Annotated in this window: 25 protein-coding genes and 1 pseudogene; 10 read left to right on the top strand and 16 right to left on the bottom strand. The window is 62.9% G+C overall.

Going from position 1 to position 23,361, the window contains the following annotated elements:
• Window positions 1–13: 13 nt before the first annotated feature.
• The 15 genes from GLS40_RS05820 to GLS40_RS05750 form a co-directional block, all read right to left on the bottom strand.
• On the bottom strand, window positions 14–934 hold the full coding sequence (locus tag GLS40_RS05820; protein WP_235905804.1) for a branched-chain amino acid ABC transporter permease: 921 nt from the start codon (window positions 932–934) through the stop codon (window positions 14–16).
• Window positions 935–981: 47 nt separating this feature from the next.
• Window positions 982–1,860, bottom strand: a complete 879-nt coding sequence (locus tag GLS40_RS05815; RefSeq protein WP_160381812.1) for a branched-chain amino acid ABC transporter permease — start codon at window positions 1,858–1,860, stop codon at window positions 982–984.
• A gap of 13 nt (window positions 1,861–1,873) precedes the next feature.
• Window positions 1,874–2,512, bottom strand: coding sequence for an ABC transporter ATP-binding protein (locus GLS40_RS05810; protein WP_160382238.1), 639 nt, complete (start codon window positions 2,510–2,512; stop codon window positions 1,874–1,876).
• Between the two features lie 88 nt (window positions 2,513–2,600).
• Window positions 2,601–3,320 carry an ABC transporter ATP-binding protein gene (locus GLS40_RS05805; RefSeq protein WP_235905803.1) on the bottom strand — a complete coding sequence of 240 codons (720 nt, stop codon included), beginning with the start codon at window positions 3,318–3,320 and terminating at the stop codon, window positions 2,601–2,603.
• 130 nt (window positions 3,321–3,450) lie between these two features.
• A complete protein-coding gene (locus GLS40_RS05800; RefSeq protein WP_160381810.1) occupies window positions 3,451–4,620 on the bottom strand; it encodes an acetyl-CoA acetyltransferase in 1,170 nt (389 codons plus the stop codon).
• A complete protein-coding gene (locus tag GLS40_RS05795) occupies window positions 4,617–4,979 on the bottom strand; it encodes a Zn-ribbon domain-containing OB-fold protein (RefSeq protein ID WP_160381809.1) in 363 nt (120 codons plus the stop codon). The genes GLS40_RS05800 and GLS40_RS05795 overlap by 4 nt, the downstream gene beginning before the upstream one ends.
• A 6-nt stretch (window positions 4,980–4,985) precedes the next feature.
• On the bottom strand, window positions 4,986–5,792 hold the full coding sequence (locus GLS40_RS05790) for an enoyl-CoA hydratase/isomerase family protein (protein ID WP_160381808.1): 807 nt from the start codon (window positions 5,790–5,792) through the stop codon (window positions 4,986–4,988).
• A 3-nt stretch (window positions 5,793–5,795) separates the two neighbouring features.
• Window positions 5,796–6,581, bottom strand: a complete 786-nt coding sequence (locus tag GLS40_RS05785; RefSeq protein ID WP_160381807.1) for an SDR family oxidoreductase — start codon at window positions 6,579–6,581, stop codon at window positions 5,796–5,798.
• Window positions 6,582–6,585: 4 nt separating this feature from the next.
• Entirely contained in the window at window positions 6,586–8,532 is a 1,947-nt protein-coding gene (locus GLS40_RS05780) for an AMP-binding protein (RefSeq protein ID WP_160381806.1), read from the bottom strand.
• A 1-nt stretch (window position 8,533) separates the two neighbouring features.
• Window positions 8,534–9,256: an ABC transporter ATP-binding protein gene (locus GLS40_RS05775; protein ID WP_160381805.1), complete on the bottom strand. Its 723-nt coding sequence runs from the start codon at window positions 9,254–9,256 to the stop codon at window positions 8,534–8,536.
• Window positions 9,246–9,983, bottom strand: a complete 738-nt coding sequence (locus GLS40_RS05770; RefSeq protein ID WP_160381804.1) for an ABC transporter ATP-binding protein — start codon at window positions 9,981–9,983, stop codon at window positions 9,246–9,248. Before GLS40_RS05770 ends, GLS40_RS05775 begins: the two co-directional genes overlap by 11 nt.
• Window positions 9,973–10,920 (bottom strand): branched-chain amino acid ABC transporter permease, encoded by a 948-nt coding sequence (locus tag GLS40_RS05765; protein ID WP_160381803.1) that lies wholly within the window; start codon window positions 10,918–10,920, stop codon window positions 9,973–9,975. The genes GLS40_RS05770 and GLS40_RS05765 overlap by 11 nt, the downstream gene beginning before the upstream one ends.
• Window positions 10,913–11,788, bottom strand: a complete 876-nt coding sequence (locus GLS40_RS05760) for a branched-chain amino acid ABC transporter permease (RefSeq protein ID WP_160381802.1) — start codon at window positions 11,786–11,788, stop codon at window positions 10,913–10,915. The genes GLS40_RS05765 and GLS40_RS05760 overlap by 8 nt, the downstream gene beginning before the upstream one ends.
• A 34-nt stretch (window positions 11,789–11,822) precedes the next feature.
• Window positions 11,823–12,998: an ABC transporter substrate-binding protein gene (locus GLS40_RS05755; protein ID WP_160381801.1), complete on the bottom strand. Its 1,176-nt coding sequence runs from the start codon at window positions 12,996–12,998 to the stop codon at window positions 11,823–11,825.
• Between the two features lie 51 nt (window positions 12,999–13,049).
• Window positions 13,050–14,204: a CaiB/BaiF CoA transferase family protein gene (locus GLS40_RS05750; protein ID WP_160381800.1), complete on the bottom strand. Its 1,155-nt coding sequence runs from the start codon at window positions 14,202–14,204 to the stop codon at window positions 13,050–13,052.
• A 174-nt stretch (window positions 14,205–14,378) separates the two neighbouring features.
• Here GLS40_RS05750 and GLS40_RS05745 point away from each other — a divergent pair, with 174 nt between their 5' ends.
• The 5 genes from GLS40_RS05745 (at window position 14,379) to GLS40_RS05725 (ending at window position 18,176) form a co-directional block, all read left to right on the top strand.
• Window positions 14,379–14,789: a hotdog family protein gene (locus GLS40_RS05745; RefSeq protein WP_160381799.1), complete on the top strand. Its 411-nt coding sequence runs from the start codon at window positions 14,379–14,381 to the stop codon at window positions 14,787–14,789.
• Between the two features lie 4 nt (window positions 14,790–14,793).
• Window positions 14,794–15,201: a MaoC family dehydratase gene (locus GLS40_RS05740; RefSeq protein ID WP_160381798.1), complete on the top strand. Its 408-nt coding sequence runs from the start codon at window positions 14,794–14,796 to the stop codon at window positions 15,199–15,201.
• Window positions 15,201–16,355 (top strand): acyl-CoA dehydrogenase family protein, encoded by a 1,155-nt coding sequence (locus tag GLS40_RS05735; protein ID WP_160381797.1) that lies wholly within the window; start codon window positions 15,201–15,203, stop codon window positions 16,353–16,355. Before GLS40_RS05740 ends, GLS40_RS05735 begins: the two co-directional genes overlap by 1 nt.
• Window positions 16,356–16,372: 17 nt before the next feature.
• Window positions 16,373–17,293 (top strand): SDR family oxidoreductase, encoded by a 921-nt coding sequence (locus GLS40_RS05730; RefSeq protein WP_202075961.1) that lies wholly within the window; start codon window positions 16,373–16,375, stop codon window positions 17,291–17,293.
• Window positions 17,294–17,390: 97 nt separating this feature from the next.
• Window positions 17,391–18,176, top strand: coding sequence for an IclR family transcriptional regulator (locus tag GLS40_RS05725; protein ID WP_160381796.1), 786 nt, complete (start codon window positions 17,391–17,393; stop codon window positions 18,174–18,176).
• 29 nt (window positions 18,177–18,205) lie between these two features.
• Here GLS40_RS05725 and GLS40_RS05720 read toward each other — a convergent pair whose 3' ends face one another.
• On the bottom strand, window positions 18,206–19,138 hold the full coding sequence (locus tag GLS40_RS05720) for a LysR family transcriptional regulator (protein WP_160381795.1): 933 nt from the start codon (window positions 19,136–19,138) through the stop codon (window positions 18,206–18,208).
• A 143-nt stretch (window positions 19,139–19,281) separates the two neighbouring features.
• Between GLS40_RS05720 and GLS40_RS05715 the strand changes: the two genes are divergently transcribed.
• The 5 genes and pseudogenes from GLS40_RS05715 to GLS40_RS05695 form a co-directional block, all read left to right on the top strand.
• Window positions 19,282–20,433: an acyl-CoA dehydrogenase family protein gene (locus GLS40_RS05715; RefSeq protein WP_202075992.1), complete on the top strand. Its 1,152-nt coding sequence runs from the start codon at window positions 19,282–19,284 to the stop codon at window positions 20,431–20,433.
• A complete protein-coding gene (locus GLS40_RS05710; RefSeq protein ID WP_160381793.1) occupies window positions 20,433–21,536 on the top strand; it encodes a CaiB/BaiF CoA transferase family protein in 1,104 nt (367 codons plus the stop codon). The genes GLS40_RS05715 and GLS40_RS05710 overlap by 1 nt, the downstream gene beginning before the upstream one ends.
• A gap of 3 nt (window positions 21,537–21,539) precedes the next feature.
• Window positions 21,540–22,382, top strand: a complete 843-nt coding sequence (locus GLS40_RS05705) for an FAS1-like dehydratase domain-containing protein (protein ID WP_160381792.1) — start codon at window positions 21,540–21,542, stop codon at window positions 22,380–22,382.
• The gene (locus GLS40_RS05700) at window positions 22,382–23,173 is read left to right on the top strand and encodes an HpcH/HpaI aldolase/citrate lyase family protein (protein WP_202075960.1); all 792 of its coding nucleotides are present in this window, start codon (window positions 22,382–22,384) and stop codon (window positions 23,171–23,173) included. Before GLS40_RS05705 ends, GLS40_RS05700 begins: the two co-directional genes overlap by 1 nt.
• A gap of 67 nt (window positions 23,174–23,240) precedes the next feature.
• Window positions 23,241–23,361, top strand: a pseudogene (locus GLS40_RS05695) (electron transfer flavoprotein subunit beta/FixA family protein); the annotation flags it as partial.

Here is a 23,361-nt window from a genome sequence, read left to right as displayed (position 1 = left end):
GTCGAAAGGCACCTCAGTCCTTCTGGAAGACGTGCTGTATCTGACCCAGAATTCCCTTGCGGAAGAAGAGAACGCACAGAACGAAGACCGAGCCATAGATCACCGGGATCCAGTCGTCGAAACCCAGAAGCATCTGCTCCAGCCCGACGACGACAACCGCGCCGATTACCGGGCCGAATATGGTGCCCACGCCGCCGACGAGCGTCATAAGGATGACCTCGCCGGAGATCTGCCAGCCGACATCAGTGAGGGTCGCGAGTTGCAGGGATATCGCCTTGAGGCTTCCCGCCAGCCCGGAAAAGGCAGCCGAAAGCACAAAGGCCGCCAGCTTGTACCGCGCCGTATTGCACCCCAGGGAAATCGCCCGCGGTTCGTTTTCGCGGATCGCCTTGAGGTTCTCGCCGAACGGGGATCGCTTGATCCGCCACATCGCAAGAAAGGCAAGCAGGAACACCCCCAGGGCGAACCAGTAGACCCGGCCCGTCGAGTCGATGTCGATCAAGCCGAACAGCCGATTGCGGGGAATGCCTTGCAATCCGTCCTCTCCGCCGGTGATCGCATGCATCTGGACGGCCAGAAAGAACATCATCTGCGCAAAGGCCAGCGTGATCATGGCCAGGTAGATGCCCTGGCGCTTGATCGCAAGCGCGCCGACGATGAGGCCCAGCATCGCGCCCGTGGCCATTCCGAAAAGCAGGGCCAGCTCCGGCGTCGCGCCGTATTCCTTGGAGACATGACCGGCGATATAGGCCGACCATCCGTAGAACATGGCGTGCCCGAACGAAAGCAGGCCGGTGAATCCCATGAGCAGGTTGAACGCACAGGCAAACAACGCAAAGCAAAGGATCTGGACGACGAGCAGCGGGTAGATCGCGAAGGGCGCGATGACGAGCAGGCCCGCCATTGCGGCAAAGGCAATCAGATTGAGTTTCATCTGAAGCTTTCTGGAATCGGATCGGTGCGTGTGAGAGAGCATCGCCATCATGCCATCCTCCCGAACAGGCCCTTCGGCCGCAGGAGCAGGATGATCGCCATTGCGACGAAGACGACCGTACTGGAGGCCTCGGGAAAAAAGACCTTGGTCAATCCCTCGATGATACCCAGGCCGTAGCCCGCCACAATGGCCCCGACGATCGAGCCGAGCCCGCCGATCACCACGACCGCGAAGGTCACGATCAGGATCGAGGTGCCCATCTGGGGGCTGACGGAATAGATCGGCGCCGCCATGACCCCGGCAAGACCGGCCAGCGCCACGCCAAAGCCATAGGTGCAGGTGACCATCAGCGGCACGTTGATGCCGAAGGTCCGCACCGCGCCGGGATTTTCCGTCGCCGCCCTGAGCCTTGCACCAATTGGGGTCTTCTCGATTGCAAGCCATGTGCCGAGGCAGACCACGAGCGAGACCAGAACGACCCAGCCGCGATAATATGGCAGGAAGACAAAGCCCAGATTGATCCCGCCCCGCAGGCTGTCGGGGATGGAGTAAGGGATCCCGGCAGATCCGAAGATGATGCGGAATATGCCCTCGATGATGATCGCAAGGCCAAAGGTCAGGAGAAGTCCGTAGACCGGATCAATATCGTAGATGGCCCTGAAGAAGACCCTCTCCAAGACGATGCCGAATAGGCCGACCAGAATGGGACAGACAATCAGGGCACCCCAATAGCCGATGCCCAGATGCTCGCCCACGATATAGGCCATGAAGGCACCCAGCATATAAAGGGCGCCCTGCATGAAGTTGACGATGTTGAGCATGCCGAAGATGATCGCCAGCCCAAGTGCGAGAAGGGCGTAGAAGGAACCGTTGATGATCCCGATCAGGACTTGGCCTGCGATGAGTTGAATGGATAGGTGATCCAAAGGCACGCCCTCCCTAAAGGCTCAGATATTTCTCGATTTTTTGCTTCATTTGATCGGACAGGTCGTTGCTGAATTGGTCAACGATGCGCCCTTCGTCGACCATGTAGTGCCGGTCGGCCACGGACTGAGCGAAGCGGAAGTTCTGCTCGACCAGCAGCACGGTATATCCGCGTTCCCCAAGAATTTTCAGGGTCGCCGCGATCTGGTCGATGATAATCGGCGCAAGGCCTTCTGTCGGCTCGTCGAGCAGCAGGAAATCGGCGCCGGTGCGCAGAATGCGCGCGATGGCCAGCATCTGCTGCTCTCCACCCGACAACTTCGCCCCCGAGGCGGTTCCGAGCCGGTCCCGCAGATTTGGGAACAGATCGAATATTTCCTCGACCGACATTCCCCGCTCGTTGAGGAGCGGCGGCAGGTGAAGATTTTCGCCCACGGTCAGGGAGCTGAAGATGGCACGATCTTCCGGACAGGTCGCAATACCCATCCGCGCGATCCTTTCGGGTGCCATACGCAGGATGTCTGTGCCCCGGAACTGGATGCGTCCCTTGCGTTTGCGCATCAACCCGTTGATGCAATTCAGGGTGGTCGATTTGCCGGCGCCGTTGCGACCCATCAAGGTGACAAGCTCGCCCTTGCGCACCGTCAGGTTCATTCCGTGCAGAACGTGGGATTCCCCGTACCAGGCATTCAGGTCCGAAACCTCGAGGTCCACCGCCGCGGCAGTCCCGTCGGCCGTATTCTCAAGCAGCTGTTCCAAGATAGGCCTCCTTCACACGGGGATCGTCGGCGACCTCGGCGTAGCTGCCTTCTGTCAGCACCTGTCCGCGGGCAAGTACCGTGACACGATCGGAAAGTTCGGACACCACGCGGAGATTGTGTTCGACCATCAGGACAGAACGGCCGACGGCCGCTTTGCGGATGACCTCCGTTATCCGCTCGATATCCTCGTGACCCATCCCGGCGGTCGGCTCGTCAAGCAGCATGACCTTGGGCTCCATCGCCAGCGTCGTGGCGATTTCCAGCGCGCGTTTGCGACCATAGGGCAAGGTCGCGGCCCGCTGGTTCGCGTAGGCCCCCAGGCCCACGTGCTCGATCAGCTGCATCGCCTCGTCTTCCAGGACCGACAGCCGTGCTGCAGACCCCCAGAAGTTCATCGCGGGCATCCTGCGCTGCTGCAGAGCAAACCGAACGTTCTCGATCAGGGTCATGTCGGGGAAAATCGCGGAAATCTGAAAGGACCGGACCAGACCGTCCTTGGCGACATGGGAGGCGCCACGTTTCGTCACGTCCTTGCCGTCGAAAATGATCTGACCTTTGCTCACGTCGAGGAAGCGCGTGATGAGGTTGAAGCACGTCGTCTTGCCAGCGCCGTTCGGCCCAACCATCGCGTGGATGGTCCCTTGGGCAACGTGCAGGTTGACGCCCTCGACGGCCTGAAAACCGCCGAAACTTTTGCACATTCCGCGTGTTTCCAAGATGTAATTTTGAGAGCCGCCCGTCATGGCCGGGACCGATCTTTACCGCGTTTCGTCATCAATTTTTCCTCCCTGTCATTGGCGCTGGTCCAACGGTTCTTGATAGCATCGTGCACTAGACGGCAGAGGCGGTTCCCAGGATCGCGGTCGACTGGCTGGACAGCGTTCCCCCGTTGCCATGGACCAGTGCGAGTTCCGCGCCGGCAACCTGCCGGTCGCCACAGGTGCCCCGAAGCTGGCGGACGGCCTCGATCATGATGAAGGCCCCGTACATCCCCGGATGAATGCACGAGAGGCCCCCTCCGTTTGTGTTGACGGGAAGCCTGCCGCCGGGCGCAATTCCGCCGTCCGCCACAAAGCGTCCGCCTTCGCCTTTCGGACAGAAGCCGAGATCTTCCAGGAACAGGATCGTGTTGATCGAAAAGGCGTCATACACCTCGGCAACGTCGATCTCGGAGGGGCTGACCCCTGCCATGCGAAACGCCTCTTGCCCGGAGGCCACGGCGGCCGTCTCTGTCAGGCTCGGAAGGGACGATCCCTGGCGGGCAAAGACGCGGGTGGCATTGCCCAGCACATGGATCGCCGGATTCGGCAGGTCCCTGGCATGATCGGCGCGAACCAGAACGAAGGCCGCTGCCCCATCATTGACCATGCAGCAATCCAACGCGCTCAGCGGGTCGGAAACCATCTTTGCAGCAAGAACCTCCTCCCGGGTGAGCGGGTCGCGGCGCTGCGCTTCGGGGTTCAGCCTGGCCCAGGCCCGGGCGGCCACGACCACATCGGCCAGGTTTTCGCGCGTTGTGCCGTATTCGTGCATGTGCCGGGCTGCCGCCATCGCGTAGGTGCTCAATGGATTGAGCGGCTCGTACGGGTATTCATAGGGCTGCGGATCGAAATCGCGTCGAACGCCTGCGATCACCTTGCGGCTGACGGAGGAAGTCCGTTGCGTGCTGCCGTAGCACACCAGAACAGCGTTGCATTCGCCTGAGGTCAGGGCATGGATCGCCGGCATCAGATGGGCCACAAAGCTCGACCCGCCCAGCATGGTGCTGTCTATGAAGGCGGGCTTGATCCCGAGATATTCGATGACCGGCATGGCCCACATCGGCGCAAGCACGCTTGCCGTCGCCAGCCCGTCTATGTCGCGCATCTGCAATCCGGCGTCTGCCACTGCGGCATGGGCGGCCTGAGCGAGAATTTCCAGCTCGGTGAATCCTTCGGCTTTGCCCAGCCCCGCCTGCCCCACGCCGGCAATGGCAACTTTTCCCCGCAGATTTTCGGTCATGTCGCATCACCCGGACGGTAGAGGATGGTATCGGCGTTTGACCCGATCCCGGCATAGGAGACCGGCATTCCGATGCGGACATCCTCCGGCGCGCAGTCGATGATCCGCGCCATCATGCGCACGCCTTCGGCCAGATCGATCAGCGCGACACCGTAGTCGCCGCCGCGCTCGGGCGCCTGGCGAATGATCGTGGCGGAATAGACAACGCCTGTCCCCGCAGGCTCGACCCAGGACAGGCCGCCGCCGCATTCGGGACAATGCGTGCGCGGGTAGAAAACGGCCGATGCGCAGTCATCGCACCGCTGGATGCGAAACTGGCCCCTGGCCAGATGGTCAAAGTACTCGGCTTGCGGGCCCATGGCGTCTTACATCCCTGATTTCTTTGCAAAGGAAGGATCGCGGCGCTCCCGCAGGGAGCCCAGCCCTTCCGCAAGATCCTCTCCGGCAAATCCGAGCATCTCGAGCGCAAGGGAGGCATCGAAACTCGGCCCGGCGAGCCGCAACCAGTTGTTGAGCGCGTGTTTCGTCCACTGCAGCGCCGAAGGGGAGCCGGCGGCCAGACGCTCCGCAATCTTCAGGGTCTGAGCGTCGAGTTCATCGTCCTCGACACACAGGGCCACGAGGCCCATCCGCTCGGCGGCCTCACCTGTAACCGGTTCGTTCAGAAGCAGGTGATACTTGGCCTTGGCCATGCCGCAGAGCAACGGCCAGATGATTGCCGCGTGATCGCCTGCGGCGACGCCGAGCCGTACGTGGCCGTCCACAAGCTTGGCCGATTTCGCCGCGACCGGAATATCCGAGAGGAGCGCCGCGGCCAGCCCGGCGCCGACCGCCGACCCCTTGATGGCAGAGACCACGGGTTTGGGGCAGTCGATCAGCCCGAAGACAAGGTCACGCGCTTCCCGGAACATCCGCGCCCGGGCTTCGGGACGCGCAGCCAGGTCCTCCACCACCTTGAAATCGCCACCGGCGGAAAACGCCCGGCCTTCGGCGGCGAGCAGAACCGCGCGGGTTTCATCGTCCCGCGCAATCACGCGCCAGACATCGGCAAGCTGGCGATGCCCGTCTTCGTCAAGAGCGTTCAGCCGGTCTGGGCGGTTCAGGAGGATACGCAGGACTCCGTCCGACGGGCGGTCGATCGCAAATCCGTCAAAGCTTTCGTATCTGTCCATGGCTCAGCCTCCAATCGATCTGCGTGACGTGATGCCGCCGTCCACGGTGATGATCGTGCCGGAGGTGTAGCCGGACCGGTCCGAAGCAAGGAACGCGAACAGATCGGCGATTTCGCGCACCTTGGCGACGCGGCCCAACGGATAGTGCGACAGGAACTCGACATAGCGACTTTCGTCGCCGAACTGGTCCCGCGCGCGGAGCTTGAGCACCTTGGTGATCCGGTCGGTATCCACGGGACCCGGATTGATGCCGATGACCCTGATATTGTCGTCGAGGCTGGGCCCGCCGATCGCGCGGGTGAAGGCCATGAGCGCGGCGTTGCCCGTGCTGCCCGCGATGTATCGGGCGTCGAAGTTCTCGCCGCCGTTGCCGATATTGTTGAGGATGACACCGTGACCCTGCGCCTTCATGCGCGCATAGAAGAGCCGGGTCATGTCGATGTAACCCATGACCTTCACGTCCCAGCCCCTGCGCCATGCCTCGGCATCCACCTGCCAGAGATCGCCCGCAGGGATAGCGCCTGCATTGTTGACAAGGATGTCGATGTTGCCAGCAGCGTCGGCGATCTGTCCCGCGGTTTCGGGTTTGGTCAGGTCGGCGCCTTGCACCGTGACAGCCACGCCATGCGCGTCACGGAGACGGGCCGCCAGCTGTTCCAGCTTGTCGGTCTGCCGCGCGACCAGGTGAAGATCGGTGCCTTCTTCGGCGAAGACTTCGGCCAGACCTTCTCCGATGCCCTGAGACGCGCCTGTGATCAGGGCCTTTTTACCCTTCAGCATCAGATCCATGGACTTATTCTCCCTGTGTTACTTTGTGGCCGTCGAGGACCAGCCGGATTGCGTCGATGGATTCCGGATTGACCAGCGACGACATGTCTCCTGCGGGTTGGCCCGAGTAGATCGAGCGCACGACCCGGCGCATGATCTTGGAACTCCGCGTCTTAGGCAGATCGGGAACGACATAGACGGCCTTTGGCGAAAACGGCTTGCCCAGACGCTCCCTGATGCGGGCACCGACATCGGCCACGAGCCCCTCGCCTGCGCTGCCGCGCAAGGTGACGAAAACGGCAATCGCCTGGCCCTTGACCGGATCGTCGACGCCAATCACGGCAACTTCGTGCACGCCGTCAATCTCGACGACGATTTCCTCGACCTCGGCCGGACCGACCCTTTTGCCGGCGACCTTCAGCGTGTCGTCAGAGCGCCCGACCAAGAGATAGTTGCCGTCGGAATCCCGGACGGCCAGATCGCCGTGCACCCAGACACCGGGAATCGCGGTCCAGTAGGTTTCGAGGTAACGTGCATCGTCCTGCCAGAAGCTCTGTGTCATACCTACGAAGGGCTCGCGGACGACCAGTTCGCCGACCTCGTCGACAACGGGCCGGCCCTCGGCATCGGTGACGTCCAGGGCGACGCCCGGCGAAGGGGCGTTGAAGCAGCCCGCGGGGATCGGTCGCGTCACCACGCTCGACAGCAGAGCGCCAGACGCTTCGGAGCCGCCGGTATAGTTGATGACCGGAGTATTGCCTGGGCCGATATGATCCCGAAACCAGGTAAAGTGTTCCGGCGCGATGCTTTCGCCTGCGGTGATGAGCAGCTGTACAGAGGACATGTCCGCCGAACAGCTGACCTCTTGATTGGCGGCCAAGCCCCGGATCAACGTCGGAGCAGAGCCGAAATGAGTAATCCGATGAGCTTCGATAAGACGGCTGAGACGACCCCAATCGGGAAAATCGGGCGCTCCGTCGTAGCAGATCAGATGCGCTCCGTGGCTGAGAGCGGATGTCAGCACGAGAGCGCCTGCGATCCAGCCCATGTCGGCAGGCCAGCAGTATGTGGCATCGCGCGAAACGTTGAAATGCACCGCCGCATCGTGAGCCACCTTGATCGGAAAGCCGCCATGCGTGTGGACCGTGCCCTTGGGCTTGCCGGTGGTCCCCGAGGTGTAAATCAGCATGAACGGGTCGGAGCTTTGCATGATCTCCGGTTCGGTCAGAGGATCGGCCCCGGCCAGATCGTCCCAGTCTGTTGCCCAGGTCCATCTGTCCTGCGGTCCGCTTGGCGCGGTCCTCTGGATGATCCTGGTTTCCGGTGACAGCGCCGCGCGAACCGTCTCGACAGTGGCGAAGGTCGAGACGAACTTGCCACGCCGGTCAAAGCCCGTGCTGACGATCAGCGCCTTGGCGTCGCAGGACTGCAGCCGGGCCAGGATCGCATCGCTGCCAAAACCGCTGAAGAGTGGCACGGCGATCGCACCGATGTAGCTTATGGCCAGAAAGGACACCGTCGCAGCGGTGCCGTTTTCCATCAGGAGCCCGATCCTATCGCCACGCGAAATGCCCTGGGCCTTAAGCCCCCCGGCGAGGCGCTGCACCCTGCCCCGCAGATCCGCATAGCTCAGGACTTCAGTATCGCCAGACTCGGACACTCCCGTGACAGCGGGCCGCTCCGGTCCATCGTCGGCATGGCGCAGCAGCGTCTCGGTCCAGTTCAACTGCCCGCCGGGAAACCATACCGGAAACTCACGCCCGCGCCCGAAATCCGCATATCCGGTGTACGGCTTGCGCCAGCGGATACCGCAGAAGGCGTTGACTGCGTCCCAATACCGTCGGGGATCGGAAAGGGAGAGCGCATAGAGCTCTTCGTAGTCCGCGCATTCCAAAACACGCGCCAGCTGCGTGACCCGGGCGTTGTCGATTATGTCGTGTCCGGGGGTCCAGACCGTGTGTGATTTGGTCACGTCAAACTCCAAGGTAGGCCAGTCTTACTTGCGGGTTGGCCAGAAGTGCCTCTGCCTTGTCGGCCATCACCACACGCCCGTTTTCCAGCACGTAGCCGAAATCCGCGATAGAAAGCGCGACCTCGGCATTCTGTTCGATCAGCAGGATGTCGACGCCCAGCTCAGAGATTTCGCGGATCAGCGCGGCGACCCTGTCCACGACAACCGGGGCCAGGCCGATGGTGGGCTCATCGAGAAGAAGGAGCTTCGGCGCCCCCATCAAGGCGCGGGCGATGGCGACCATCTGCTGCTGACCGCCGCTGAAGGACTTGGCCTGCGTCGACAGGCGGTCCCGCAGTTCCGGAAAGAGCCCGAGAACGCGCTCGAAATCGTGTGCGATGTTCTGGCGGTCGGTGCGGGCATAGGCGCCAAGCTCCAGATTTTCGCGCAGCGTCATCTCGCCGAAGAGCCTCCGCCCCTCGGGCACGATGCCGAGACCGGCGCGCACCATCTGGTCCGGGCGCCGGCGCGTGCAGTCCGTCCCGTTGAACGCCACCGAGCCGCCTGTGGACTGTATCAAACCGCCGACAACCTTCAGCAGGGTGGACTTGCCCGCACCGTTCGCCCCGATCAGCGTCACGACGCTGCCGGGCTCCACCTTGATCGAAACGTCGTGCAGGACAGGAACGGAGCCGTACCCTGCGCAGATGCCGGAAACATCCAGCGTGGTGGCATCAACTGTCATTGGATTGTCCGAGATAGGCTTCGATAACTTTCGGGTTTCGCTGGATCTCTGCGGGCGTGCCCGAGGCCAGAAACTCCCCGTGATGCAGCACATGGATCCGGTCGCAGATTTTCATCACCGCCTTCATGTTGTGTTCCACCAGCAGAATTGCGCGCCCCTGCGACTTGCGGTAGCCGTCCAGCACATCGAGCACTGTGGCCACTTCGGTTTCGTTGAGGCCCGTGAGCGGCTCGTCCAGACACAGCAGCCTTGGCGCCGCGGCAATCGCGATGGCGATGCTCACAAGGCGCTGAACACCGTGCGGCAGGTTTCCGGCAATTTCGTCCAGCATCTCGGACAGCCCGAGCAGCTCTGCAGTCTCGCGGACCTGCGAAGCGCGACGGCCGGGCGCGATCCGCGCCAACGTGCCCAGACGGATATTGTCGCGCACGCGCATGCTGCGAACGTAGCTGCCGTGCTGAAAGGTCCGCACCAGGCCGGCCTTGCTGGCCGCTCTCGCTTTGCCGCCAGGCAGGCTCTCGCCATTAAAGGTGACCTTGCCGCCGGAGGGCGACAGGAAGCCGCTGACGACGTTGAACGTGGTGCTCTTGCCGGCTCCGTTCGGACCGATGAGGCCGAAAATCTCTCCGGGCTGGACCTCGAGGTTGAGATCGCTGACGGCCATCAGTCCGCCGAACCGCCGGCTGACCGCTTCGACGTGAAGCAGGGATTGCGTATCAGTGGGCATTGGCGTCCACCCTTCGTTTTGCGGAGGTGCCGCGCGAGCGCAGGTATCCGGCGGCGCCCAGGACGCCCTTGGGCATCAGCAGGACCGCGATGATGATGGCGCCGCCGTAGAGGAAATGCTCGTCACCCCCGAGGCCGAGAGCATAGCTCGACAGGGCCACCAGCAGGACGGCGCCGACGATGGGCCCCAGAAAGTAGCCCTCGCCTCCGACCTTGACGTAGGCCAGCGCGAAGGCCGCCAGAAGATAGCTGAAGTCGCCGGGGCTGATGACGTTGTTCACGAAGGCATGCAGACCACCCGCGACCCCCGCGGCAAAACAGGCGCCGGAGATGGCGATGACCTTGCAGAGATAGGTGTTGATGCCGACGCTGCGTGCGACGTCCTCGTTCTCGCGGATCGCGAAGAGGATGCGGCCGAAATCAGAGTGCTCGGCAATATAGAAAGCGACGAGCAGCACCACCACGACGCACATTACGATGAACGGCATCCAGTCGTCCAAGGCGCGTGCCGGGAAGATGCCGACCATGCCCGATGTGCCGCCAAGCGCGCCGAATTTCGAGTAGGCGACCCGCACGGCCTCGGTAAAGGCAAAACCGATCAGCAGGAAGTAGGGACCCTTCGCCCGGAGCGTGATCGCCCCGAACGCCGCGCTGGCCAGGGCAGCGACGAGTCCGGCGAGCAGGACGCCGATGCCGAAAGGGACGTCGAGCGCCGTGTTGAGATATCCGGCGCAATAGGCGCCGATGCCGGTGAAGGCGGCCAGGGCAAAGTTGAGCTCGCCCATCAACATCACGAAGCGCAGGCTGGTGGCCAGAAGGGCACTGATCGCCATGACGTTCAGCACGCTGCGAAGGTAGGCGTCCTGCAGGAACAGCGACAGCAGAAGCGCCCCGGCGGCGATCAGGACCATGAGGTAGGTATCTGTACGTTTATCCACGTCCAAGCACTCCTTTGGGCCAAAACAGCAGAACGACGATCACCATGCCGAAGATCGCGAGCGTCGCATAGGAAGAGTCGAGGTAGTAGCTGCCGAAGGTCTCGATCGACGCCACGAAGAGGCTGCCCAGGATCGCACCGGGAACGCTGCCGAGCCCGCCGATGATGACGGCGATGAACCCCTTGATCAGGTAGTCGGTGCCGATGACGGGAGACACGATCGTGACCGGCGCCAGCAGGACACCGGCGATGGCGGCCAGAAGCGAGGCGATCATGAAACCCAGAAAAGCAATGCGCGCGTAGGGCACGCCCACCATCATCGCTGCTTCATGGTCGTAGGACACGGCACGCAGCGCCTTGCCCAGCCTCGTGTGGCCGAGAGCCCAGTAGAGAACACCCGCCATCACCAGCGCCACCGCGCAGAGGAATAGGCGTTGCACGGTGATCTGCGCTCCGGCGATGGAGACCCGGCCCGGAAATATCTCGGGCACACCGCGCACGGCGCCGCCGAACAGGTGGAGCAGCACGCCGTCCAGCAGCAGGACGAATCCGATGGACAGGATAAACGAACCGACGAGATCGCGCTGGAAGTACCGGAACCCGAAGAAATAGAGCAGCGCGCCGAGGCCAAGCGCCACGGCGATCCCCGCGATTGAGGCGAGGACGTAGGCGACCGGGGCGGAGAGCCCGCCCGCGGCCAGGGGTGGCAGGATGTATGCGACAATCAGGGCCGCGACGGCGAATATGTGGCCGTGAACGAAGTTGACGATCCGCATGACACCGAAGATGAGCGTCAGACCCAGAGAGAAGAGGATGTAGACCGCTCCTATCTGTAGCGCGGTCGCGCCTAGCTGGATGAAGGTTTGCATTGGATGTTCCCTATTGCCCTGACGTCGCGCCTGATTACGGCGTCAGACGTGCGACTTCGACGAGCGCACCGTCCTTCACCTGGGTCACGATGATGGGCAGGCGCATCTGCTGATTGCGACCGTAGGTGTCTTCGCCGTAAAAGCCGACGTCTTGGCCATAGAAGCTCTTGAAGGTCACGGCGGGCATCGCGTCGGCAACGGCTTTGGGGTCGACGCTGTCTGCCTTCTCCATCGCGGCCTTCAGGGCGTAAAGAGAGTCGTAGAAGCCGATCTGCACGGCGTTGAGCGACTCTCCGATCTCGGCCTTCGCCTCATCGTTGACAGCCTTCTGGTGATCGGTCGCGGTTTCCCCGTCGAAGGTCACTCCGGCGCCCATATAGACACCCTCCGCGGCTTCGCCGCCGGTGGCCTTCAACCCGTCCGCGCCGGTGCCGACTTCGACAACCTTGACGCCGTTCCAGCCGATGACGTCGAGCTCCTTGAAGATGGCGCCGGCATCGGCGGGCGGGGTCGCACCGAGGTCGATGATGGCGGGATTGAGAGAGGCAAGCCGCGCGGCGATCGGCTGGAACTCCGTCGTGCCGCGCTCGTAGAAGTCGCTGCCCGCGACCGCGACGCTGTTGTCGGCCCATACCTTTTGGGCAAGCGCCTCGGTTTCCTGACCGGTGGCATCGTTCGGGTTCAGCATCGCCACGGATTTCGCATCCGGGTATTTGTCGGAAATGTAGCCGATGAGCAGCGGCAGGATCTCGCCCGGCGTGTTCATCTGCGTGAAGGTCATCGGATGGTCGACACCCTTGAGGCTGGCGCCCCATGCGACGGTGAAGACGAGAACGTCCTGGCGTTCTGCCAGCGACTGCAACGCCTGAACCGGCGCGGTCCCGAGGCTGCCGCCGATGAACTTGACGCCTTCCCGGTTCAGCAGAGCCTGAGCGACCTTGGTGCCCTCGGCGGCGTTGTACTTGTTGTCATAGGGCAGGCATTGGAAATTGTAGGTCTCGCCCTGCACGGTGACGCCGCCCGCAGCCTTGATCTCGGCAGCGGCGGTTTCACACAGGAACTCGGCACCCTTGCCCCAGACAGCAGCCGCGCCGGAGAGCGGGACCGAAAGACCCAGCTTGATGATTTCCTCGGCGTGCACGGCAGAAGCCATTGCGCCGGAAAGCGCAAGAATGGCAGCTCCCGTTTTCAGTTTGGTCTTAATCATCATGATGTATCCTCCCAGTGATGACCGGTTACCACTTGTTCGTGGGGCGACCGTTCAGGCCGGTCCCACTCCGATTTCTCGTAAGATTTCTTCGTTGTGCTCGCCCAGGCGAGGGGATGGGCGCAGCTCGGCCGATCCGGCGATCCGGGCCAGCGGCGCAACAACCGGCACATCGCGAGCGCCGGGGTAGGAAAAATACCCGCCCCCCTGAAGTTCCGGTGATTGCATTGCCTGGGCCGGCGTCAGGATCGGCACGCAGGGAATGCGCACCTCCGACAGGCTCGACATGATGTCAGCGGAACTGCGAGTGCGGCACCAGTTCGCGACGATCTCGCTCAGGGCGGCTCCGTTTTCGCCGCGCGCGATGTCGCTGGCGTAATCGTCTTGTCCCACGAGGTCGGGACGTCCGATCAGTTCGGCAAGCCGGGCGAACATCACGTCGCCGATGACCTGGATCATGACCCAACCGTCCGCTGACCGGAATGCATCCGACGGCCCGGATATGGGGGACCGATTCCCGGTAGCCCTGCGGCTGCGTACGCCGGTCGCGACCTCGATCAGTATCGGGTTCATGATCGCGAGCGCGTTGCGCAACAGCGAGGTTTCGACATGCTGCCCGTGACCGGTCCGCATGTGACGGATGATGGCGGCAAGCGTCGCGTATGCGGCGGAGATGCCTGTGCTGTAATCGACATAGGAAACCGCGGCGCGGGTTGGCATCGTACCGTCGCCGGTGATGTGCATCGCACCGCTCAGCGCCTGACCGGTGCCGTCGAACCCGGTCAGGTTGCTGCCCGACCCGGTTGTCGAATAGGCCGAAATGGTGGTGAGGATGATGTCGGGCTTCAGTGCCTTCAGCCTGTCGTAGCTCAGCCCGGCCTTGGCCAACTGGCGCGGCGGCATGTTGACCACGACGACATCCGAAGCGGCGACCAGGGACCGTAGCACGGGGGACTCATGCGGGTCCCCGAAGTCGATCGCCAGGGAACGTTTGCCGCGGTTCATCTGGGAATAGAGCGCGCCGTCGCGGTCGGGGCCAAGCGGCATCACGTCACGATCGGAGGCGCCCGAAGCCGGCTCCACGCGGATCACATCGGCGCCGAGATCGGCCAGCAGGGCCGCGCACAGCGGAGCGGCGATATAACGGCCGAAATCCAGCACGCGCACACCTGCAAGAACCGGATCCGCCGGGTCGATTCGACCTTCCATACCTTCGCTCCTCCCCAGTCTGCCTTTCATCCGTCGTGCCTTTTTTGGGCTTTCAAAACCTAACGACGCATGCTAGTCATTCTCTATGTTGAATATCATTCACACATTGTGACGCACGATACAAGCTGAAATTTTGACAAGTTTGTTTCGACCGCCTGGAGGGAGGAGAGATCGATGGGGCATCAGTCCGACGTAACGGGCACGTGGGTTTTTTCCGCCTTCTCCGAGGGGCAAGTGCTTGGTTCTACAGAGGTTTGCCTGGATGAGGGCCGTCTTGGGCTGTGGTCGGAAATCTTCGACCAGCCGGCCAGGTCCGAGCATCTGTCCGTCAGCATGCTCGTGAGCGCGATGATGGAAGCCTACCTGCGCGTCGCCCAACCGCGCCCTCCGGGGAATATCCACGCGGGCCAGAAGCTTCGGCTTTATGGCCGGGCACCGCACAGGGGAGAAGTGCTGACCATCGCCACCCGCGTCGTCCGGAAAGAAGAACGAAAGGGCCGCAAGTGGCTGACGTTCGAAAGCGAAATCGCAGCGGGTGGCGAAAAGCTCCTCAGCGGCGAAATTCTCACGATCTGGGCGGAGTGACGTCATGGCATCTGACCACAATCTGCCGCCTCTGCTGACGTCGGTGCGCATCGACACGAGTGCCACCAAGACGGCCCGCTATGCCGCGCTGACCGCCGATTTCAATCCGATCCATGTCGATCCGGCTTTTGCCGAAGGCACACCGTTCGGCGTACCGATCAATCACGGCACCCTTGGCTTGTCGCTTCTGATGCAGGCCGTCGAGACGACGCTCGGGGCCGTGCCGCAAGTGATGGACGTCCGGTTTTCGAAACCCGCGCCCGTCGGCGTCGCACTGATCGCGGGCGGCGAACTTCTCGATACCGGCGATGGCTACCACGTCCATGTGACGACCGCCGACGGCGTACGTCTGATCGAGGGTGAACTCCGCCTCGTCGACCAAGTCTCTACCAGACAGAAAGAACCCTTCTGATGACCAATATTGACGACGAAACCTTCGCGCAATTGCGAGATGCGATCGAACGTTTCGTGACCGAGCGCTTGAAGCCGAACGAGATGCACGTCGAGGAAACCGACGAGATCCCCGAAGATCTGGTCGGTGAGATGAAGGATCTGGGCCTGTTCGGCCTGACCATTTCGCCGGATCACGGGGGCATCGGGCTGAACTGCCGTCAGGAGTCCGAGATCGCCATGATCCTGGGCCAGACGGCACCGGCCTTCCGGTCTCTCTTCGGGACCAACATCGGCATCGGCGCGCGCGGCCTGATCCTCGAAGGGACGGAAGAGCAAAAGGAGCGGTATCTTCCCAAGCTTGCCAGCGGGGAAATGATCGCGTCCTTCGCATTGACCGAGCCGGACTCGGGCTCCGATCCTGCGAGCCTCAAGACAAAGGCGATCCGGGACGGCGACGATTACCTGATCTCGGGAACCAAGCGCTACATTACCAATGCCACGCGCGCGGGACTGTTCACGGTCATGGCGCGCACCGATTTCGAACAGACGGGCGCAGGGGCAATTTCCGCCTTCCTCGTGCCGGCCGATGCGCCCGGCATAACGCTTGGCGCCAAGGACAAGAAGATGGGGCAGCGCGGAACGACAACCTGCGACGTCATCTTCGATAACGTCCGCGTCCCGGCGAGCGCGATCATCGGGCATGAGCCGGGGCAAGGGTTCAAACTTGCCATGCGGGTTCTGGATCGCGGTCGCATTCACATCGGCGCTCTGGCAACTGGCATGTGCAAGCGCCTCATCCAGGAGATGCTGGCCTTTGCCACCAACCGCCGCCAGTTCGGCCAGGCAATCGCCGAATTCCAGCTGATCCAGGCGTTGATTGCGGACAGCTACACCGAATTTTCGGCGGCGCAGGCGTTGGTGCGCAGCACCGCAGTCGAATACGACGCTGCCGGGGCCGCGCGAACCAATGCCTCGGCTCTGAAATACTTCGCGACAGAGGCCGTGGGCCGGATCGCCGATCGGGCGGTCCAGGTCCACGGCGGGGCGGGCTACATGACCGAATACGCCGTTGAGCGGTTCTACCGCGATGTGCGGCTCTTTCGGATCTACGAAGGCACCAGCCAGATCCAGCAGCTGCTCATCGCACGGCAACTCATCAAAAACGGTTTGTGACCCTGGGAGGAAAAACCATGAGCAAGACATCCATGCTTGAGGGCAAGTCCATCGTGGTGACCGGCGCCGGCGGCGGGATCGGCAGGGCGATCGCCCTGGCCGCCGCAGCCGAAGGCGCCTCGGTCGTCGTGAACGACATCGGAGCGGCGCTCGACGGGAGCGGCGGGGATGCCGGACCCGCACATCAGGTCGTCGCGGAAATCATCGACGCCGGTGGGCAGGCGGTCGCCAATACGTCCAGCGTGAGCGATCCGGAGGGCGCCGAAGCGATGATCGCCGCCGCGCTCGACGCATTCGGCAGAATCGACGGGGTGGTGAACAACGCCGGCGTCCTGAGAGACGGGTTCTTTCACAAGATGTCGGCGGAGCAGTTCGACCAGGTGCTCAAGGTTCATCTCTACGGAAGCTTCAACGTCAGCCGCGCGGCTGCCCCGCATTTCAAGGATCAGGGTAGCGGCGCCTTCGTGCACATGACGTCGACGTCCGGCTTGATCGGCAACGTGGCGCAGGCGAATTATTCTGCGGCAAAGATGGCGCTTGTGGGCATGTCCAAATCCATCGCCCTCGACATGCAGAGGTTCGGTGTCCGCTCGAACTGCATCGCTCCCTTCGCGTGGAGCCGGATGATCAGCTCGATCAAGGTCGACAGCGACGAGCAGAGGGCCCGCGTGTCGAAGCTTCAGCAGATGACGCCCGACAAGGTCGCGGCCATGGCGGCCTACCTGCTGTCGGACGCGGCCCAGGAGGTGAGCGGGCAGATCTTCTGCGTGCGCAACAACGAGATCTTCCTCTTCAGCCAGCCCAGACCGGTTCGTTCGGTGCACAGGGGTGAAGGCTGGACGGTCGCCGATATTGCGGAACATGCTATCCCGGCGCTGAAATCTGACTTCTATCCGTTAGACGTATCGAGCGATGTATTCTCTTGGGACCCCGTGTGAACCAAGCTTGCCCGGAACCCTGTGTTTCGGGCAAAAGACAATCTGGCTCAGGACCGCGTAGGCCGATATGCGACCAAAAGCAGGATGGTGAACCGACATGGCAAAAGATGACACGATAAAGGGAAAATCCGTCGGGGCCGTACAGAACGGTCTGCGCATCCTCAGATACGTTTCGGAACTCGGGACGCCGACCGGCGTGAACCAGATCGCGCGTGCCACGGGAGTGAGCGCGAGCAGCAGCTTCAACATTCTCGGCACGCTCGTTCAGGAAGGCCTCATCACCTTCGACGACGACACCAAGACCTACTCCCCCGGGCTCGGATTGCTCGGGCTCGCGGCCCCGCTTCTGACGACAAATCCGGTCGAACTTGTCACACCCGAAATCGAAGAGCTGTCGCGAAAGCACAGCAGCCTGATCTGTCTATGGAACATCACCGCTGACGAACGCATCGTCCTGAGCAATCGCGCATCGTCGTCGAAAACCGTGCGGGTCGACATGAACCTTGGTGCGCGCTTGCCCGCATATGTCGGTGCGGTCGGTCGCTGCTATGCCGCGTTTCAGAACCCGCCGGAAAAGGTGCTGCGGCAGACCTTCGACAAGCTCCACTGGCAGGCGGCGCCGCCGTTCGAAGACTACCTTGCGGATGTCGAGACAGCTCGCAAATGCGGGTTCGCCTTTGATTTCGGCAATCTGTTCACTGGCCTTGAAATCACCGCTTCGGTGGTGACCGATGCCATGTCCCGCCCACGTTACGGGCTGAGCGGCATTTCAATCGCCGGGCAGCAGTCGCGGGCACAGATCGAAGGCCTCGCCAGCGACATCAAGCGCTCCGCCGACTGGATCGGCGCCAATCTGTTCGGGTCGTCGCACGTGTATCGCTGAGATCATCGGTCTTGGGCACATCACCCGCGTCAGTCGCTGTGATCGACTGAACGCGCTCCGGCCCAAGTTCCGGAGCGAACAAGATCCGCGACAACGAGTTGGGCGAGATTTGCGACCGCCTCGCTCGCATGGCTCGACTGTCCGCTGCGCCGCTGAACGAGATACACATTCCGGCGCAGGTCTTTGTCTTCGAAATGCGCCAGCTGGAATTTGCCCTCTCGGGCGCTTCCGATCACGGCGTGACGCGGGAGGATAGAGCACCCGATGCCGCGCTCGACCAGCGAAATGATGTTGGTGTAGGAATCAAGTTCGACCTCCGCGGTCAACTTGACATCGTGCTGCTTGGCCCATCCGTCCAGAAGTGTTCGCAACCCGTGAGCCGGACTGGGCAGGATGAGCGGCACGTGCATCAAACTCGCCGGCGCGACCGTCCCGGACAGATCGATGTGATCGGGTGCAAGCAGGACCAACTCTTCGCTGAGCAGCAGGTCGGATCTGAACTGTTGATCCTCTGCGGGCATGTAGAGCACAGCCAGGTCTATGAGGCCTTCGCGAAGCCAGTTCAGTACAAAGCCGCTCATCGCGTCGCTGATCGTCAGGCGGACACCCGGAAACCTGTCTCTCGCGGCAAGAACCAGGGGCACCGACAGGATGCCGCCAATCGTTCCGGGCAAGCCAAGGCGCACATCACCCCTGGGCGACGCCCCGAGATTTCGGACGTCGTCTTCGAGGCTGGCGATTTCGTCCAGAAAGACCCGCGCGCGGTGCAGAAGGAATGCCCCTGCTTCGGTCAAGGCAACACCACGGGCCTGCCGGATCAGCAATTTCGTTCCCAGGTGCTCTTCCATATTCCGCACGTGCAGGGAAAGCGCCGGTTGAGCGATGCCCAGAACCTGGGACGCAGCGGAGATCGACCCTTCGTCGGCAATGGCGCGAAAATATCTCAACTGCCTCAGGTCCACGGCACGCTCCTTTGAAATCGTCTCGCTCGCCTTGATATATATTATTTATATGGCTGACCTCACAAAGCAATATTTGTGAGATGGCGCCGGGCGATCTAGGTCATGGCCGAACGCGCAGTTGAACGAAGCCGTGGACCATGACCATGAACGAAGACTACCAGGACATCCGCGAGGGGGTACGTGCCCTCTGCGCCCAGTTTCCCGACGAATACCACCGCAAGGTCGATGAAAAGCGAGCCTATCCGGAGGATTTCGTCGAAGCGCTGACGCGCGAAGGCTGGATGGCTGCACTGATCCCCGAAGAGTACGGCGGCTCGGGCCTGGGCCTGACCGAAGCGTCGGTCATCATGGAGGAGATCAACCGGTCGGGCGGCAATTCCGGCGCCTGCCACGGCCAGATGTACAACATGAACACGCTCGTCCGGCATGGGTCCGATGAACAGAGGAACCGCATCCTGCCAAAGCTCGCGTCCGGCGAACTGCGCCTGCAGTCCATGGGGGTCACCGAGCCGACGACGGGCACCGACACGACGCAGCTCAGGACCACCGCCGTGAAGAAGGGCGACCGCTACGTCATCAACGGACAGAAGGTCTGGATCAGCCGGGTCCAGCACTCGGACCTGATGATCCTTCTGGCACGGACGACGCCGCTCTCGGAGGTGAAGAAGAAATCCGAGGGCCTCTCCATCTTTCTCGTCGACATCAAGGAAGCCATGAAAAGCGGGATGACGGTCAAGCCGATCCCGAACATGGTGAACCACGAAACCAACGAGCTTTTCTTCGACAACCTGGAAATCCCCGAGGAAAACCTGATCGGGCAAGAGGGCAAGGGGTTCAAATACATCCTGACCGGCCTCAATGCCGAGCGCGTGCTCATCGCAGCGGAGTGCATCGGCGACGGGTACTGGTTCACCGAGCGTGTCAGCAAATACGTTTCCGAACGCGAGGTTTTTGGGCGTCCTATCGGACAGAACCAGGGCGTGCAGTTTCCCATCGCCGAGGCGTATATCGAGGTCGAGGCCGCCAACCTGATGCGCTTCGACGCCTGTCGGCGCTACGACAGCGGATTGGACTGCGGCGCCCAGGCAAACATGGCCAAGTACCTCGCGGCCAAGGCATCCTGGGAAGCGGCGAATGCCTGCATCCAGTTTCATGGCGGCTTCGGCTTTGCCAATGAATACGATGTGGAGCGCAAGTTCCGCGAGACCCGGCTCTACCAGGTGGCGCCGATCTCCACCAACCTGATCCTGTCCTACGTGGCGGAACACGTTCTGCAGATGCCGAGGTCGTTCTGATGGACCTGCCTCTGGACGGCATCAAGGTTGTCGCCATCGAACAGGCGGTCGCCGCACCCTTTGCCACCGCGCGGCTGGCCGATGCGGGGGCCGAGGTTATCAAGATCGAACGGCCGGAAGGCGATTTCGCGCGCGGCTACGATGACGTGGCGCAGGGTCAATCCAGCTATTTCGTCTGGCTGAACCGCGGCAAGATCTCGGTCACGCTCGACCTCGCGTCACAAGAGGGCAAGGCCGCGCTCGCCCGGCATCTGGAGGAGGCGGACGTCCTGGTGCAGAACCTCAAGCGCGGCGCGCTGGCGCGGCTGGGGTTCGGGGCCGAAAGGCTCGCCCAAGACTATCCGCGGCTCATCACCTGTTCCATCACCGGTTACGGCGAAGACGGCCCCCTGGCCGACCGGAAGGCCTATGACTTGCTGATCCAGGCGGAAGCGGGCCTGTGTTCGATCACCGGGGGCCCCGATGAACCTTCGCGCGTTGGTATCTCCGTCGTCGACATCGCCACCGGATCCACCGCCTACGGCGCAATCCTCGAGGCGCTCCTCCGCCGGGGAAAGACGGGGACGGGCGCAGCGATCTCGGTCTCCATGTTCGACGTGATTGCCGACTGGCTTACGGTGCCGCTTTTGAACCATGAGGGGGGGAAGCCGCCCCGGCGTGTCGGGATGGCGCATCCGTCCATCGCCCCTTACGGCGTCTTCGCCGCGCGGGACAACAGCCGGATCCTGATCTCTGTCCAGAGCGACCGGGAATGGGCGAAGCTCTGCGATGTGTTCCTGGGCCGGCCCGAACTTGCCCGCGACCCGCGGTTTGCGACCAACACCGCACGGGTGGCGAACCGGGCGGAAACCGATGCGCTCGTTACCGCAGGGTTCCAGACCCGCGACGGCGCCGAGGCGATCGCCGTCTTGCAGCGCGCCGACATTGCGCTCGCTTCCGTCAATGACATGGCAGGTCTGTCCGTGCATCCGCACCTGCGGCGCATCACCGTCGATACGCCAAACGGGCCGGTGTCCTTTCCCGCACCAGCGCCGGTCTGGCGCGATCAGACCCAGGTGTTCGGCCCGGTGCCGGCGCTCGCGCCTCTCAAAACGGCGGACTAAGTGATGGACCTGGACATTGAGCGACTGAAAGGCTGGATCGGCCGCGAGGAGGCCAGCGGCGAAGCGCTGACCCCGGCGCTGGTTGCACGGTTCAACGCGACCTTCGATCGGACATCCCCGAGCGAGCTCGGCGCGATCGCACCGATGCTCATTCACTTCTGCCTCGGTCAGCCGGCCGTTCCTACGGCAGACCTCGGTCCCGACGGACATCCGGCGCGTGGCGGCTTTCTTCCTCCGGTCCCGCTGCCGCGCCGCATGTGGGCCGGCGGGGTCCTGGAGGTCTTCGAACCGATCCGGATCGGAGGCTACGTGTCCCGCCGGTCGGTGATCGAGGATGTCAGCGTCAAGCAGGGCCGCAGCGGAACCTTGTGTTTTGTCACCCTCCGGCATCACGTGGACTGCGACGGACAGCACGCGCTGACGGAACGGCAGGACATCGTCTACCACGACGCGCCTGCCCCGTCGGAATCGGATGCGAGCGGCACGCCCCACCCCGCGCCGGAAGGCGCGCACCGCGTCCAGCTCACAGTGGCTGAGCCGCTGCTCTTCCGCTACTCCGCGCTGACGTTCAACGGTCACCGGATTCACTACGATTCTCCGTATGCGCGGACCGAGGAACTCTATCCCGGCCTCGTCATCCACGGTCCGCTGCAGGCCACGATGCTATGCCAATACGCGGCCAATCTTCGCGGTGCCGCGCCGCGTCACTTCAGCTTCCGCAGCCTGGCCCCGATCTTCGGTCCGGGAGAGATGATCCTCCACGCCACGCCCAACGGAGACGCCTGGAAACTCTGGACCTCGCAGCCCCACGGTCCGATCAGCATGGAGGCCACCGCGGAATGGTAATGCCCGACTCGCTGCGCACGCTGCTCTTCGTGCCCGCCAACCGACCCGAACGCTTTGCCAAAGCGGCGGCGGTCGGGCCCGACGCAGTGATCCTGGACCTCGAGGATGCGGTGGCCGGGGAAGACAAGGACGCCGCCCGCGCCCTGCTGACCCGCGATTTCACGGACCTGCCCGTCATCGTGCGCATCAATCCGGTCGGCACCGAATGGCACGAGGCCGACGTTCGCGCGGCTGCCGCGCTTCGTCCGAGCGCGGTTATCCTGCCCAAGTCCGAGGAGCCCGCGCAGATAGCCGGGGTGGCGGCTTGCCTCGCCGAGGTCGCGCTCTTCTGTCTGGTGGAAACGGCCCGCGGGATCGCAGCCGCGCGGGACATCGCCGCGCTGACCTGCGTGCAACGGCTCATCTTCGGGTCGGTGGATTATTGCGCCGACATCGGAATGGCGCACAACCGCGACCTGCTGCTGCCTGCACGGTCCGAGCTGGTGCTTGCAGCGCGCCTTGCCGGGATCGCCGCACCGATAGACGGGGTCACGACGCGGCTCGACGACCCCGAGGAACTGGCGGGCGATGCGCACCACGCGCGCGCCCTCGGCATGGCCGGCAAGCTCTGCATCCATCCCCGGCAGGTTCCGGTGGTCAAAGCCGCCTTCGCTCCGGACGCGGGGGAAATCGCCTGGGCGACCCGTGTTCTCGCCTCGGGAGGGGGCGCCGCATCCGTCGGAGGCGAAATGGTCGACGCGCCGGTCAGGGCCCGCGCCCGTGCCATCCTCGCGGCGGCGCAGCTGCCCTAGTCCGATACGCAATCCGGCGGGTGCAAAAGTCCCGCGTCCATTAGGTCAGTATAAGGAGAAACTCCTGATGAAGGTGCTCGTGCCTGTGAAACGCGTGATCGACTACAACGTGAAGGTCCGTGTGAAATCGGACGGCAGCGGTGTCGATCTCGCCAACGTCAAGATGTCGATGAACCCGTTTGACGAGA

It is taken from the genome of Pseudooceanicola pacificus (assembly GCF_009789075.1).
Classification (GTDB): domain Bacteria; phylum Pseudomonadota; class Alphaproteobacteria; order Rhodobacterales; family Rhodobacteraceae; genus Pseudooceanicola; species Pseudooceanicola pacificus.
The sequence above is the reverse complement of the archived record's forward strand: the minus strand, read 5'-3'. Positions and strand labels throughout refer to the sequence as shown.

What these genes read in the sequence shown, in the direction of transcription:
- GLS40_RS05820 (WP_235905804.1), bottom strand. Translation starts at nt 934, where the DNA reads ATGAAACTCAATCTGATTGCCTTTGCCGCAATGGCGGGCCTGCTCGTC.
- GLS40_RS05810 (WP_160382238.1), bottom strand. Translation starts at nt 2,512, where the DNA reads ATGAACCTGACGGTGCGCAAGGGCGAGCTTGTCACCTTGATGGGTCGC.
- GLS40_RS05805 (WP_235905803.1), bottom strand. Translation starts at nt 3,320, where the DNA reads ATGTGCAAAAGTTTCGGCGGTTTTCAGGCCGTCGAGGGCGTCAACCTG.
- GLS40_RS05800 (WP_160381810.1), bottom strand. Translation starts at nt 4,620, where the DNA reads ATGACCGAAAATCTGCGGGGAAAAGTTGCCATTGCCGGCGTGGGGCAG.
- GLS40_RS05795 (WP_160381809.1), bottom strand. Translation starts at nt 4,979, where the DNA reads ATGGGCCCGCAAGCCGAGTACTTTGACCATCTGGCCAGGGGCCAGTTT.
- GLS40_RS05790 (WP_160381808.1), bottom strand. Translation starts at nt 5,792, where the DNA reads ATGGACAGATACGAAAGCTTTGACGGATTTGCGATCGACCGCCCGTCG.
- GLS40_RS05785 (WP_160381807.1), bottom strand. Translation starts at nt 6,581, where the DNA reads ATGGATCTGATGCTGAAGGGTAAAAAGGCCCTGATCACAGGCGCGTCT.
- GLS40_RS05775 (WP_160381805.1), bottom strand. Translation starts at nt 9,256, where the DNA reads ATGACAGTTGATGCCACCACGCTGGATGTTTCCGGCATCTGCGCAGGG.
- GLS40_RS05770 (WP_160381804.1), bottom strand. Translation starts at nt 9,983, where the DNA reads ATGCCCACTGATACGCAATCCCTGCTTCACGTCGAAGCGGTCAGCCGG.
- GLS40_RS05760 (WP_160381802.1), bottom strand. Translation starts at nt 11,788, where the DNA reads ATGCAAACCTTCATCCAGCTAGGCGCGACCGCGCTACAGATAGGAGCG.
- GLS40_RS05755 (WP_160381801.1), bottom strand. Translation starts at nt 12,998, where the DNA reads ATGATGATTAAGACCAAACTGAAAACGGGAGCTGCCATTCTTGCGCTT.
- GLS40_RS05750 (WP_160381800.1), bottom strand. Translation starts at nt 14,204, where the DNA reads ATGGAAGGTCGAATCGACCCGGCGGATCCGGTTCTTGCAGGTGTGCGC.
- GLS40_RS05745 (WP_160381799.1), top strand. Translation starts at nt 14,379, where the DNA reads ATGGGGCATCAGTCCGACGTAACGGGCACGTGGGTTTTTTCCGCCTTC.
- GLS40_RS05740 (WP_160381798.1), top strand. Translation starts at nt 14,794, where the DNA reads ATGGCATCTGACCACAATCTGCCGCCTCTGCTGACGTCGGTGCGCATC.
- GLS40_RS05735 (WP_160381797.1), top strand. Translation starts at nt 15,201, where the DNA reads ATGACCAATATTGACGACGAAACCTTCGCGCAATTGCGAGATGCGATC.
- GLS40_RS05730 (WP_202075961.1), top strand. Translation starts at nt 16,373, where the DNA reads ATGAGCAAGACATCCATGCTTGAGGGCAAGTCCATCGTGGTGACCGGC.
- GLS40_RS05725 (WP_160381796.1), top strand. Translation starts at nt 17,391, where the DNA reads ATGGCAAAAGATGACACGATAAAGGGAAAATCCGTCGGGGCCGTACAG.
- GLS40_RS05715 (WP_202075992.1), top strand. Translation starts at nt 19,282, where the DNA reads ATGAACGAAGACTACCAGGACATCCGCGAGGGGGTACGTGCCCTCTGC.
- GLS40_RS05710 (WP_160381793.1), top strand. Translation starts at nt 20,433, where the DNA reads ATGGACCTGCCTCTGGACGGCATCAAGGTTGTCGCCATCGAACAGGCG.
- GLS40_RS05705 (WP_160381792.1), top strand. Translation starts at nt 21,540, where the DNA reads ATGGACCTGGACATTGAGCGACTGAAAGGCTGGATCGGCCGCGAGGAG.
- GLS40_RS05700 (WP_202075960.1), top strand. Translation starts at nt 22,382, where the DNA reads ATGCCCGACTCGCTGCGCACGCTGCTCTTCGTGCCCGCCAACCGACCC.